At 35.8% G+C, this 14,291-nt stretch carries 11 protein-coding genes; 10 read left to right on the top strand and 1 reads right to left on the bottom strand.

Features of this window, described 5'->3' with window-relative positions:
* Genes recB through ybaK form a run of 4 tightly spaced genes read left to right on the top strand, consistent with a single transcriptional unit; the run spans position 1 to position 6,958 of the window.
* Positions 1-3,762 carry an exodeoxyribonuclease V subunit beta gene (gene recB / locus E2R68_RS06585; protein ID WP_243834623.1) on the top strand — a complete coding sequence of 1,254 codons (3,762 nt, stop codon included), beginning with the start codon at positions 1-3 and terminating at the stop codon, positions 3,760-3,762.
* Positions 3,762-5,852 carry an exodeoxyribonuclease V subunit alpha gene (gene recD / locus E2R68_RS06580; protein WP_243834622.1) on the top strand — a complete coding sequence of 697 codons (2,091 nt, stop codon included), beginning with the start codon at positions 3,762-3,764 and terminating at the stop codon, positions 5,850-5,852. The genes recB and recD overlap by 1 nt, the downstream gene beginning before the upstream one ends.
* 14 nt (positions 5,853-5,866) lie before the next feature.
* A complete protein-coding gene (locus E2R68_RS06575) occupies positions 5,867-6,478 on the top strand; it encodes an MSMEG_1061 family FMN-dependent PPOX-type flavoprotein (protein ID WP_134276705.1) in 612 nt (203 codons plus the stop codon).
* Positions 6,479-6,496: 18 nt separating this feature from the next.
* Positions 6,497-6,958: a Cys-tRNA(Pro) deacylase gene (gene ybaK, locus E2R68_RS06570; protein ID WP_134276704.1), complete on the top strand. Its 462-nt coding sequence runs from the start codon at positions 6,497-6,499 to the stop codon at positions 6,956-6,958.
* Between the two features lie 14 nt (positions 6,959-6,972).
* Here ybaK and E2R68_RS06565 read toward each other — a convergent pair whose 3' ends face one another.
* The gene (locus tag E2R68_RS06565; RefSeq protein WP_134276703.1) at positions 6,973-7,773 is read right to left on the bottom strand and encodes a LysR family transcriptional regulator; all 801 of its coding nucleotides are present in this window, start codon (positions 7,771-7,773) and stop codon (positions 6,973-6,975) included.
* A 201-nt stretch (positions 7,774-7,974) separates the two neighbouring features.
* Here E2R68_RS06565 and E2R68_RS06560 point away from each other — a divergent pair, with 201 nt between their 5' ends.
* The 6 genes from E2R68_RS06560 to clpX all read left to right on the top strand — a co-directional run bounded on the left by E2R68_RS06560 (position 7,975) and on the right by clpX (position 14,207).
* Positions 7,975-8,553, top strand: a complete 579-nt coding sequence (locus E2R68_RS06560; protein ID WP_208380143.1) for a CrcB family protein — start codon at positions 7,975-7,977, stop codon at positions 8,551-8,553.
* Positions 8,553-9,584 (top strand): HlyD family secretion protein, encoded by a 1,032-nt coding sequence (locus E2R68_RS06555; protein WP_134276702.1) that lies wholly within the window; start codon positions 8,553-8,555, stop codon positions 9,582-9,584. Before E2R68_RS06560 ends, E2R68_RS06555 begins: the two co-directional genes overlap by 1 nt.
* A gap of 216 nt (positions 9,585-9,800) precedes the next feature.
* Entirely contained in the window at positions 9,801-10,412 is a 612-nt protein-coding gene (locus E2R68_RS06550) for a MarC family protein (protein WP_134276701.1), read from the top strand.
* 442 nt (positions 10,413-10,854) lie between these two features.
* The gene (gene tig / locus E2R68_RS06545; protein ID WP_134276700.1) at positions 10,855-12,162 is read left to right on the top strand and encodes a trigger factor; all 1,308 of its coding nucleotides are present in this window, start codon (positions 10,855-10,857) and stop codon (positions 12,160-12,162) included.
* 112 nt (positions 12,163-12,274) lie between these two features.
* Complete coding sequence (clpP, locus tag E2R68_RS06540; RefSeq protein WP_134276699.1) at positions 12,275-12,898, top strand: ATP-dependent Clp endopeptidase proteolytic subunit ClpP; 624 nt, start codon at positions 12,275-12,277, stop codon at positions 12,896-12,898.
* Between the two features lie 13 nt (positions 12,899-12,911).
* A complete protein-coding gene (clpX, locus tag E2R68_RS06535) occupies positions 12,912-14,207 on the top strand; it encodes an ATP-dependent protease ATP-binding subunit ClpX (RefSeq protein WP_134276698.1) in 1,296 nt (431 codons plus the stop codon).
* Positions 14,208-14,291: the final 84 nt, after the last annotated feature.

The raw sequence follows: 14,291 nt of genomic DNA, 5'->3' as shown, positions 1-14,291 counted from the left end.
ATGACTGAAGAAACACGATTGAGTTCAGCTATGAGTCATAGCCCAATTCCTGCTATAGATATAGATGAAAAAATACAAGTGACACCTTTACAAGCGCTCACTTTTCCCTTATTTGGTCGACGCTTAATTGAAGCGTCTGCTGGTACTGGTAAAACCTATACTATTGCCAGTTTGTTTATTCGTTTACTTTTAGGCCACGGAGAGTCATCAGATAAAAAAGAAACGGCAACGGCACATCAATCGCCATTAACCGTTGATAAAATATTAGTAGTAACCTTTACCGAAGCTGCCACTGCTGAATTAAGAAGTCGTATTCGTGAGCGTATTCGAGAAACACGTTTAGCATTTATTAAAGGTGAGAGTAAGGATGATTTTTGCCAGCAACTCATTTCTGATAGTAGCAATTTAGAGCATGATATTCGTTTATTACGTTTTGCGGAATTACAAATGGATGAAGCCTCCATTTTTACTATTCATGGATTTTGTCAGCGTATGTTGCAACAGAATGCTTTTGAATCGGGAAGCTTATTTCAGCAAACATTATTAGAAGATGATTCTGATATTTTAAGTCAAGCTTGTAATGATTTTTGGCGTTCACACTTTTATCAATTATCAGCACCACTGACTGCAATTATTTATCACTATTGGGCAAACCCTGAAGCATTAAAAAAAGAGTTGTTGCAATGGTTATCTAGAAACGATCTTACGTTTATTCCTACGATTATTGACTTTGATTTTGAAGCTAAATATGAATCAAGTTCAGCGGCGATTAAGAAAGTAAAACAAGCTTGGCTAGCTGATATGGCTGATTACCAAGATATCATTACTCATTCGGGTGTTGATAAACGCAGTTACAGCAAAAAGAATCTCCCCAATTGGTTTGAACAGGTGAGTGCTTGGGCTGCGTCAAATAGTTTAGATCTAACTTTACCTACAAACTTAGTTAAATTTTCGCAGGAAGAGTTACACACTAAAACTAAAAAAGGTGAAGCCCCAACACATACGACCTTTGTATTAATTGAATCATTATTAAAAGAAGATATCTCGCTTAAAAATACCTTATTAATTAAAGCGACAGCTTGGATCAAAGATAATTTACAAAAGACTAAACAACAGCACATGTTATTAGGTTTTGATGACCTGTTAACTCGTTTAGATACTGCTTTACAACATTCTACGGAAGGGCATTTAGGCGAACAAATTAAGCAACAATATCCCATTGCTTTGATAGATGAATTTCAAGATACGGATCCGGTTCAGTACAGAATATTTGATACGATTTACGGACAAGTTGAAGACAAAGCGGGGGATGAGAATAAAAATCAGGCATTTAATCAATCTGGTTTATTTATGATTGGTGATCCTAAGCAAGCGATCTATAGCTTCCGTGGCGCTGATATATTTACTTACATGCGAGCGCGTAATGCAGTGACTGCACATTACAGTCTTGATTTTAATTATCGTTCTAGCCCTGACATGATTAATGCCGTTAATGGGTTTTTTGAACATAGAAACGCACCTTTTATTTACGATCAAGATATTCCTTTTCATCCCGTTCAAGCACCAGCGATTAAACGTAAAAAGTTGGTGGTGAATAACCCCGATGATGATCAGCAAACCGCATTACAATTTTTACATATTAAGGGTGGATTAAGCAGCGATGCTTTCAGGTATACCAGTGCACAAGCAACGGTCAATGAAATTAAAGCATTATTGTTATTAGCGCAGCAGGGACAAGCTTATTTAGAAGACCGCGATGGTAATCAATCACCTATTTTAGCAAGTAACATTTCAGTGTTAGTACGAACCGGCAATGAAGCGAATATTATCCGTAAGGCCTTATTAGAAGAGAATATTAATAGTGTTTATCTATCTCTAAAAGAAAGTGTCTTTGCAAGTACGCTTGCGCAAGATTTATTACGACTATTAACTGCTTGTTTGTATCCAACTAATGAGCGCTATTTGCGCTCAGCGATCGCTTGTAAGTTGTTCTCCCTTAGTCCATTTGAAATACACAGTGTTTTCTCAGAGACTCAACGCTGGGAAGGCAAAATAGCTGACTTTGCTCGCTATAAACAAGTTTGGGAAGAAAGTGGTATTTTAGTTATGTTGCACCAATGTTTTCATGAGCAAGGTATTAATGCGCATTTATTAGCTCAGAATAACGGTAATAACCAAGGTGAGCGCCTATTAACGGATCTGTTGCATTTATCTGAGTTATTACAAAAAAATAGCATGGTTTATGAAGGTGCATTTGCATTGTTACGTTGGTTTAGTGAGCAGATAACACATGCAAAAAGCGAGCAAGGTGAACAGAAGCAGCGTCTTGAGAGTGAAAAAGAGTTGGTACAAGTGAGCACTTTACATAAATCAAAAGGATTGGAATACGATATCGTATTTATTCCATTTAGTGGTTTATATCGAGAACCTAAAGAATGTTTATTTCATGATAATCAGCAACGATTAGTATTTGATTTAAAAGCTGATAAAGCAAATAAAGAAAGTGCGGAAAAAGAGTTGTTAGCGGAAGATATTCGTTTGTTATACGTAGGTTTGACGCGCAGTGTTTATCGCTGTTATTTAGGGATTGGTCCTTATAAAAAAGGAAATTCAAAGGCCTCTCCATTAGTGAAAAGTGCCTTAGGTTATTTGTGCATTAAAGCAGGAGAAGCATTACAGGCAGGCGATGATCAACATTTATTGAAATTGTTACAAAGCCTATCTCAGGAAGCTCCTCATATTGGTGTCCGTAGCGAGCCTAAAGTATTGGATCAAGAATATAATGCAATCAATACTTCAGCTGAGCAATTAATTGCACCGAAACAATTCTCTGGTGTGATTGAGAAAAATTGGTGGGTAACCAGTTACTCTGCATTATCTCGTTTTCATAGCGCACCAACGATTGAAGATAAACAGACGAAAAAAATTCCAGAAAAAAGTGTGCTTATTACTTTGGAGGCAGATCGTATTACTAATGGTTTATCTCATGAGCCAGTAATGGATATATTTAGTTTTCCAAGAGGGGCGAAGCACGGTACATTTTTACATGAACTATTTGAAGAAGTGGATTTTCAAGATAGCAACTTAGCACAATTAACACCTTGGTTGGAAGATCGCCTTAGCGTTAATAATTATGAACAAGCGGAACAATGGGCGCCAATCGTTGCTGAATGGATTTTGCAAATTTTAGCGCATCCTTTGGCCCAAAATAGTTATCCAGAATTATCTCTTTCACAGTTAAGTGTTGAGCAAAAGAAAGTAGAAATGCAGTTCTTTATTCCAATGCAACCTATTGTATCCTCTTCAATCAATAAGTTAATTTCTTTTTACGACCCATTATCGGCTCGAGCAGGTGAATTACAGTTCAATAAAGTACAAGGCATGCTAAAAGGTTTTATTGATTTAACTTTTGAATACCAAGGGCAATATTTTGTTCTAGATTATAAGTCGAATTATCTTGGTGATAAGTTAACGGATTATAGTGAAGAAGCGATGGCTGATGCCATTGTAGAGCACCGTTACGACTTCCAATATCAGCTTTATACATTAGCTTTACATCGTTTATTAAGATCTCGTTTAGCTGATGATTATGATTATGATCAGCATATAGGTGGTGTCTTTTATACTTTCTTACGTGGTATGCAAGGAGAGGAAAGTGCTGGCTCTTATTTTATTAAACCTAAGTTCGAATTAATTGATAAATTAGATAGGTTATTAAGCGGTGAATTAAGTGCGGATAAAATGCTAGAGGAGTTATGTTAATGAATTCAACGCTAATGAACACAAATAATTCAGACACACACAGTATGTTGGATTTATTAAAACAATGGCAAATAAATCAACAAATTCGTCCTATCGATTACCATTTTGCTAAATTTATGGCTGAATTAGGCGCGGATAATATGGTGCAATTAGCATCAGCTTTATCTAGCCAACAACTTGGTGAAGGGCATATTTGTTTGCCCATTGAAAAAATAGGTAGCTTATTTCATCAACACTGCTGTCAATTAGGTTCGGATTCACAACAGGAAAGTGAACGATTACAGGTTTCTTCTATTTTTCACGACATTCAACAAACCCATGCATTATTACATGACAGTATTTGTTGCGGCGATGGTGCGCCATTGCGTTTGCAGTACAACGCTTTATTTATGGCGCGTTATGCCGAATTTGAACAACTGATTGCCGATAAACTATTAATACCAATTGAAACAATGGTTAGTGCAGAAAGCCAAGCTTATTTAGAGGCCTTGTTTAAACCACAATATAGTTATTTATGGCAGGCTTGGCAATCTGAACCAACACAATCGGTAAAAGCCTTGTGTGAAAAATTTTTAGATGTGATTGAGAATGCTAATGTTGATTGGGGCGCTGTTGAAAGTGTTTTTAAACAAGCTCAAAGTGCCGATGACTTATTTTCGCTTGATACATTTATTACTGATAAAGATCGCTGTGATTGGCAAAAAATAAGTGCAGCAGTCGCGCTGACTTCTGCTCGTTGCATTATTTCTGGTGGACCAGGCACGGGTAAAACCACTACTGTGGTGAAATTGTTAGCATTATTATTACATGCTCAGCCCGATTTAATGATCAAGATGGTTGCACCTACAGGGAAAGCTGCTGCTCGATTAACAGAGTCTATTAGCAGTGCATTAATTGATCTTAATTTAGATAAAGTTGTTGCGGAAATTATCCCTACAGAAGCGAGCACTATTCATCGTTTATTAGGTGTGCGTAATAACAGTGCGCATTTTCGTCATAATCAAAATAATAAATTAATTTTAGATCTGTTGCTGGTGGATGAAGCCTCGATGGTTGATTTACCTTTAATGGCAAAATTATTAAGTGCGTTACCTGATCATGCTCGACTCATTTTATTAGGCGATAAAGATCAACTTGCTTCTGTGGAAGCGGGGGCAGTGTTAGGTGATATCTGTTCATTTATTGAATTAGGTTATAGCCAAGCTAAAACCCAACAATTAGCTGAATTAACTGGGTTTACATCTTTATTAGGGCAAGTAGCGAACCATGCTTCTGGCATGTCTGATAATTTATGCTTATTGAGAAAAAGTTATCGATTTGACCAATTATCAGGCATTGGTTATTTAGCAAGTGCAGTGAATAAAGGGGGGATTAATGCCTCGCAATTATTAGCGCTGTGTGAGCGCTATAATGATTTAAATTTTTATCAGAATGATGACCAAAATGATGCAGTTTTTGAACAATTAGTAGAAGCTGGATATGGCCCTTATTTATCGCAGTTATGTGTTATAAATAAAGATAACAGAGATCATGCCAAGCAGTTATTACAGCTGTTTAATCATTTTAAAATTCTTTGTGCAACACGAGAGCAAGAGTGGGGCGTTGATAATCTGAATCATCGTTGTGAGAAAATTTTACAAAAAGCAGGTTTATTAGCTCGTCGTTTTGATGCCACTCAAACATGGTATGTTGGGCGTCCTGTGATGGTCACTGAAAATAGTTATCACCTAAAATTATTCAACGGTGATATCGGTTTATGCTTAGAAGATGAAAGTGGTCAGTTAAGAGTTTATTTTGTGATGACTGATGGCTGTGTTGCTGATTATCAGCCAAGTCGTTTACCAACGCATCAAACTGTATTTGCGATGACGGTACATAAAAGTCAGGGCTCTGAATTTAAACATACAGTACTGGCATTACCTGATTATGCTTTACCGGTGATGAACAGAGAGTTAATTTATACGGGGATTACGCGTGCTAAAAGTCAGTTAACCTTGATTGCTGATTTATCATTAGTTGCAAGTTCAATTAGAAATAGAGCAAGTCGAAATAGTCGCTTAGCAGAACGATTAATGGTAAATGAATATTAAATTAGAGGTTAATTATGCATGATATCGAAGATTTAGAAATGATGCGTAAAGCTATCGGTGAAGAAAGTCCGATGGCACGTAAAAAAATATATAACCATCTTAATGTTCGCATGCAAAAATTTATTGAACAATCACCTCTATTAATGCTTTCTAGTGTAGACGAATTAGGTTTTCCGACTATTTCACCTAAAGGAGATAAGCCTGGTTTTGTTGACGTTATAGATAATAAAAAATTGTTAATACCTGAGCGTAAAGGAAATAAACTCGCCTTTTCGCTGACAAATATATTAAGCAACAACAAAGTATCACTTATATTTATTGTACCGGGCAGTAATGAAACATTACGAGTGGCAGGAGAATGCCGTTTATTAGGTGGTGAATTGCTATGTAAAAAGCTTGCTTCAGATTCTCATGATGCTTTGCTAGTGATGGAAGTTTCGATTATTAATGCTTATTTTCATTGTAATAAAGCATTTTTACGAAGTCAGATATGGTCAGCTAGTTCTTGGCCTGAGCCTATCAAAATCTCTTTTGGAAAAGAGATTGCCGAGAATACGGGGGCAGATGATTCTTTTATTAAGCAAGTCGATACAGCTGTAGAAGATCGCGCATTAACTGATTTATAAATGAATAAGTAGAATATTATGACACCTGCAATTAAAGTTGCTGAAAAGCACAAAATAAAGTTTCAAGTTCATCAATATAAGCATGATAAAAAACATGCGTCTTACGGATTGGAAGCGGCAGAAAAATTAAATGTAGATGCATTGCAAGTATTCAAAACTTTAGTGGTGGATATTGATAAGCAACTTATTGTCGCTGTTTTGCCTGTTACTGAACAATTAAACCTAAAATCAGTGGCGTATACACTACAAGCAAAAAAAGCACATATGGCGGATAAGAATGATGTTTTACGCTCCTCTGGTTATGTCTTGGGGGGAGTGAGCCCATTAGGTCAAAAGAAACAGCTAACTACCTTGATTGATAAAAGTGCTTTGTTACATGGATCTATTTATGTAAGTGCTGGCAAACGAGGTTTAGAAATTCAATTAGCCGCACAGGATCTTGCGGATTTATTGTCTGCTCGTTTTACTCAATTAACCTGAGACTTGCTAGTTTTTTAAATTATTTTAAAGCTTTCAAGGATCGGGGTTAATAACTCCCTTAACCATTTATTCTTTTGTGAATTTTTTTGAGAGGTTTTAAATATAAGCGCTAAAGACAAATGCGGTTTAATATTTTGAGCGCTTCTTGTTATAGGAATATGTCGATAGCATTGATAATTCTCCATTAATTGATCTAACAATCCACAATGATCGATAAAAATACTCGCATGTGCATTACTATCCATTTGCTTAAAATAATCAATATGATCATTAATACCTGGGCTGACATACTTGATTAATTCTGAATCTTTTTTGCCAACTAATTCACCAGAAACGCCAACTAAAGGTATTTGCGAATAAATTTGTGGACGGTCTTTTAATACATGAAAGCCGACATCTACTTTTTCATCTTCAATCAAACCTTCACTATTATGCGCCCAGCATTTTAATTCAATTTCTGCATCGGTGAATTGTCTAATCGTATTGATAACCTCTTTACCCACACCAAGTATATATGGCTCAATCATATGAATAGATATTCTGCTGATATTAGCAGGATCAAAATCCTGAGGTTGTAATGAGTAATTTACTAAATTTAATGCTTCTTGAAGTTTAGGCGCGATTTCATCTGCATAACTGGTTGGCGATAAACTCACACTGGTGCGAATGAATAAGGGATCATTTAAATCTTCACGTAATTGAGCTAGTACTTTTGATACATAAGATTGAGAACGACCTAAGCGCGTTGCTGCTCGAAGTGTTGAGCCAGTTTGATAAATCGCGATAAAAACATGCAAGGCATTAAGATCTTTCATCATTTCTCTTTTTGTTCATTTACATTCAATAATATAAAAACTAAGCGTTTGTATGGAATATCTATTATTCCATTTTTCCATTGAAAATAGCATATCTTTCTTTTGTCGCATTAATTTATCAAATAAATAATAAAAATAAACTCATATACATAATTAACTGCAATGCATTAATAAAAAATAAATTATAAAGAGAAGCTATTTATGACACAGCAAGATACAAAAATAATAGAAAAAGAAGTATTGGATGGAGGAGATTCAAACATGGCAATTTCTGAACAAAAAATGTTGCAAATGAAAGCGCCGTTATATCAACGAATAGCTATCAATCTTATGAAAATGTCACTTTATGTAGCGGTGTTTGTTGGGATCTCTGCAATATTTGGTGCGATGTCAACCGTGCATGGACAAGACATTCCTGAAAGTTATTTTGCTAACGGATATCCGACTATTTTAGGGTTAATGAATTCTGAATTCTTTATGGGCTTTATTTTTACCATCACACTGAGTGTGGTTGTGTATGTACTTTATCTCATGTGGACCTTACATGAAGTGGCTGTGCATAAAGCACAAAAGGTAGCGAGTCAGCATGTACAAGTTGTGTTTGCTTTATCTTTGTGTGGTTTGTTTATCGATAAAGTGTGGTGGGTGTTAGCCATTATTATTGCTTTTACACGTTGGGATTTGATCGCTTATAAACTATCAGAAATTATTAACCTAGGTGTTAATGGCCGACCTAGTGATATCAATAAAAACACTGATAAAAAGCAAGGGGAAAAATAATGAAAGAGATAATGCTACCGTATATTTTTATCATTTGGTTATTAGTTAAAATGGGGATTATTCAATGGACTCTGCGTAATGCGGTTATTTATGTGGGTTTAGGCGCTTTTATTTCGTTTATGCTTTTTACGGCGCACCGTTTTTGGTCTCCAGCTGATTTAACTGATAGCTCTACTGTGAAAGCCCCACATGCGGTATTAAGCCCATTAATAGGACAGGAAGTATTGGACGTTAACGTTATCCATAACCAATTTGTTAAAAAAGGGGATTTACTTTATAGCTTAGTATCAGTGGACAGTGGTGAGAAAGTGCAAGCAATCAAAGCACAATTGATTGCAAAAGAATCAGAGATTAAAGCATTGCAAACTCAAGTATCCAATGACCAAAGACATTTACAACGTTTAGCTAAATTGAATGATTTTGCGAGTCAGTCTAGTCGAGATGATTTACTTACTGATATTGATGTCACTAATGCGCATATCGAAATGAGAAAAGCGGAAATAGATAAATTAAATTCTGATATCAATACTGCTAAATGGGAAGATGGACGCAAAGAAATACGTGCTCCTTTTGATGGTCAAATGTCAGTGACAACATTAGCGAATGGTACGCGCTTGGGTAATATGCATATTTATAATACCAATAAAAAGTTTGTTGAAATGCGTATTCCCGATCAAGCTTATCGTTATATCAAAAAAGGGCAGTTATCAGAGTTTTATGTTGATGCTTATCCAGGTGAAATATTCCGTGGGCGTGTGCATAGTTTAACCTCGGGCACTGGTGAAGCGATGCTTAATAATAGAGCAAGTGATCAGCAAGTTCGTCAGCATGTATCTCAAAACTCTGGGACACATGGACGTACTGTCATCATCGAGTTTGAAGAACCTGAAGGTTATAACGTACCAATTGGTGCAACGGGTTCAGCTTGGATATCTGCTGAAAAGCCACACCCAATACTCGGTTTTATGGATATCATTGGTGCGGCTACCGTTAGGTTAAAAGCACTTAAAGCTTATATGAGCGCGTTATAGTTATAAACAATATATAATTTAGGTTCTTTATCACATTAATGAAAGCCCTGCTATTGTTGTAAAAACAATAGCAGGGCTTTTTTGTTCGCTTTATAAAATAGTTACAGACCTGATAAAAGACTCTGTGTTAGCATCGCGGCAAATTACATTGAGATCGGGTTAATGACCGACTTACTCTCAAATTATATTATGACCTAATCATGAGCGAGATGATAAATGGAACAGTTTGTTACCCTATATATGAAACTATTTTTTATGATGACACCTTTCTTTGTGTTATCTGTTTTTTTGGTTCTTAGTAAAAATTTAATTAAATCAGAAAAGAAAAAAATAATTTTAAAATTAGGCATCACAGTCGCGATTACAAGTTTAATTTTCTTACTCTTTGGTAAATACATTTTTAGTTTATTTGGTATTACCTTAGATGCATTTAAAATTGGTGCGGGTACTGTTTTATTTCTGAGTGCATTAGATATGATAAAAGGTGGTGGGGAAGTGCCTGATACGGATAATAAACGAGGTACTGATTTTGCTATTGTCCCCCTGGCCATTCCAATTACTGTTGGTCCGGGAATGATTGGTATATTAATGGTTATTGGTGCCGAGTTAAGTGCTCCTAAAGATATATTGATTGTATGTCTGTCATTAATTGCAGCAGTAATATCAGTGATGGGAGTGTTGTTAATTTCGGATAGAATTCAGCGCTTATTAGGTCAGCAAGGGTTGGAGATTTTACCTAAAATAGCAGGTTTATTTGTATCGGCTATTGGCGCACAAATTGTCTTTTCGGGGATCAGTGGTTTTATTACAACTTCTCTTGCAGGTTAATTATTTTTATACTTGTTAACAGTAAACTGAAAATTCGTTTCCATTAGAGACAGTAAAGTGGAAATGAACATCTTCTGTGAATTCAAACAATGCTTTTTAATGATTTTATCCCGCCGATTTTAGCTGCATTAGAGTGAATAATTAATCTCATTAATATTATTATATGTACAAACTTCCAACAAATTATAAAAATAATGAGTGTTCAACCAAAAAACTGACTTCCATGCTGCGTTTTACTATGGGCTACCTATCGACTATCCAGTAAACAGTGTCTATAATGGCGCGTCTTAAATTTCACCATAGAAATTAGAACATGATTTTTAATTAAGGTGTGATTTTATCATGCGGTTAGTCTAAGCAAATACACCTTAGTGGTGAAAGTAAATAAAATGTTACTTTTACCAATAAATACAAATTTTAACGAAAAGATAAAGGAAATAACATGCAAGTTTCTGTTGAATCTACACAAGGCCTAGAGCGCGTATTAACGATTACTGTTGCTGCTGAAGCATTTGATAAAGAATTTGATGGTCGTATCCGTCATCTTTCTAAAACACAACGTGTTGATGGCTTCCGTCCAGGTAAAGTTCCAGCTTCTGTAATTGCTAAGCGTTTCGGTGCTGCTGTTGAACAAGAAGTTGGTGGTGAACTTATGCAACGTAACTTCTATGAAGCGATTGTTGCTGAAAAATTAAACCCAGCTGGTGCTCCTGCTGTTGCTCCACTTGCTCGTAAAAAAGGTGAAGACTTTGTTTTCACTGCTACGTTTGAAGTTTATCCTGAAGTTGCATTAAATGCTTTAGAAGAGTTAGCAGTAGAAACTGTAGCAACAGAAATTGCTGATACAGATTTAGATAACATGTTAGTAACGCTACAAAAGCAACACGCTGAGTGGAACACTGTTGAACGTGAATCTAAAAATGATGACCAAGTAACTGTTGATTTCGAAGGTTCTATCGACGGTGAAGTTTTTGAAGGCGGTAAAGCTGAAGGTTTCCAAATCGTATTAGGTAGTGACCGTATGATCCCAGGTTTTGAATCTGGTATTGTTGGCCATAAAGCTGGCGAAACATTCAACATTGACGTGACTTTCCCTGAAGAATACCATGCAGAACAACTTAAAGGTAAAGTTGCACAGTTTGCGATCACTTTAACTAAAGTTGAAGAGCAAATTTTACCAGAATTAACTGAAGAATTTGTTAAAAAATTCGGTGTTGAGAGCGGTGATGTTGAAGCGCTTAAAGTAGACGTTAAGAAAAACATGCAACGTGAACTTGACCAAGTATTAAAAAATACTGCAAAAGATAACGTATTAACAGCATTAGTTGAAAGTAACAACGTTGAAGTGCCTAAAGCATTAGTAGATGGCGAAGTTAACGTATTACGTAAACAAGCTATGGAGCGTTACGGTAAGCAAATGGATCCTAATAACATGCCTGAGCTACCAGCTGAATTATTCACTGAACAAGCTGAAAAGCGTGTTAAAGTAGGTCTATTACTAGGTGAAGTAATCAAAACTAATGAGTTAACTGTTGATCAAGATAAAGTAACTGCATTGATTGACAATGCTGCATCAGCTTACGAAAACCCATCTGAAGTTGTTGAATATTACAAAAACAACAAAGAACTAATGCAAAACATGGAAAATGTTGCATTAGAAGAGCAAGCTGTTGACTTCATCATTGAAAAAGCTAACGTTACTACTGTGAACAAGTCGTTCGATGAAGTAATGAATAAACCAGCTGCTTAATAGGCTTCAAACTATTAATTCAGTTAGTTAGATTTTTCAATGGCTCGGGTGATATCACTCGGGCCATTTTCATTTTTGCTAAAAATATTAAACCAAATAATTAGGATGGAATATGACAAACCCATTTGCTGGAAATACGGATCAAATCAGTAACGCGCTTATCCCTATGGTTGTGGAACAAACCGCAAAAGGTGAGCGTTCATATGATATCTATTCTCGATTATTAAAAGAGCGAGTTATCTTTTTAACTGGCCCTGTTGAAGATCACATGGCTAACGTGATCACTGCACAATTACTTTTTTTAGAGTCTGAAAGTACTGAAAAAGATATCTACATTTATATCAATTCACCTGGTGGTTCTATTAGTGCAGGTATGGCTATTTACGATACGATGCAATTTATTAAACCCGATGTAAGTACTATTTGTATGGGAATGGCGGCGAGTATGGGCGCTTTCTTATTAGCAAGTGGTGCTGAAGGCAAACGCCATTGTTTACCTAATGCAAAAGTAATGATCCATCAACCATTAGGTGGATTCCAAGGTCAAGCATCTGATTTTGAAATACATGCTAAAGAAATATTAGCCACTAAACATCGTATGAATGAACTATTAGCATTCCATACGGGTAAAGATATCGAAGTTATTGCACAAGATACTGATCGTGATAACTTTATGCGTGCTCAAGAAGCAGTTGATTACGGACTTGTTGATTCAGTATTAGCGCACAGAAAATAATTAAGGAATAACTATGTCGGATAAAAACAACAATGATGCTAGCAACAATAGCCTATTGTATTGTTCGTTCTGTGGCAAAAGTCAGCATGAAGTAAAAAAACTGATTGCAGGACCTTCGGTGTATATTTGTAATGAGTGTGTTGATCTTTGTGACGATATCATCAAAGAAGAGATTGCTGAACTTACTAATGCAACTGAAACGGATGAAAGTAATAAAAAATTACCTACACCACATGAAATACGTGCGTCTTTAGATGATTATGTTATTGGTCAAGATCTTGCTAAAAAAGTACTTTCTGTTGCAGTTTATAATCACTATAAACGTTTAAAGCATGGTGATGTTGCAGACGGTGTTGAACTAAGTAAATCTAATATCTTATTAATTGGTCCAACAGGTAGTGGTAAAACATTATTAGCTGAAACCATGGCGCGATTATTAGATGTACCATTTACAATGGCTGATGCAACTACATTAACAGAAGCAGGTTATGTGGGTGAAGACGTAGAAAACATCATTCAAAAACTATTACAGAAATGTGATTATGACCCTGAAAAAGCACAACGTGGCATTATCTACATCGATGAAATTGACAAAATAACACGTAAATCTGAAAACCCATCTATTACTCGTGATGTATCAGGTGAAGGTGTACAGCAAGCGTTATTGAAATTAATTGAAGGTACTGTTGCTTCTATTCCTCCTCAAGGTGGACGTAAGCATCCTAACCAAGAATTTATTCAAGTTGATACGTCTAAAATATTGTTTATTTGTGGCGGGGCATTTTCTGGTCTAGATAATATCATTGAGCAACGTATGAACACGGGTGCTGGTATTGGTTTTGGTGCAACGGTTAAAGACAAAGATAACAAAGAATCATTAAGCGATACTTTCAAAAAAGTTGAACCTCAAGATTTAGCTAAATACGGTTTAATTCCAGAATTTATTGGACGTTTACCTGTTATTGCAACATTAACTGAGTTAGATGAAGAAGCATTAGTTGAAATATTAACAGCACCTAAAAATGCGATTACTAAACAATATGCTGCTTTATTTGGCCTAGAAAACGTAGAGCTTGAGTTCCGTCCTGAAGCATTAACTGCAATGGCGAAAAAAGCAATGAGTCGCAAAACTGGGGCTCGTGGTTTACGTTCAATTGTTGAAGCTGTGTTATTAGATACTATGTATGACTTGCCTTCAGTTGAAAATGTAAGCAAAGTTGTTGTTGATGAAAATGTTATTAAAGGGGATGCAACTCCATTATTAATTTATTCAGATGACGAAAACAAACTTGTATCGTCTGATAAGTAATCAATTAGTAACAATATAATAAAAAAAGAGAGCATTATGCTCTCTTTTTTTGTTTATGTGCTTGAAAAAATTCTTAATATCCCC

The organism is Psychromonas algarum, from assembly GCF_004376845.1.
Lineage (GTDB): Bacteria > Pseudomonadota > Gammaproteobacteria > Enterobacterales > Psychromonadaceae > Psychromonas.
This window is presented reverse-complemented; position numbering and strand designations above follow the sequence as displayed.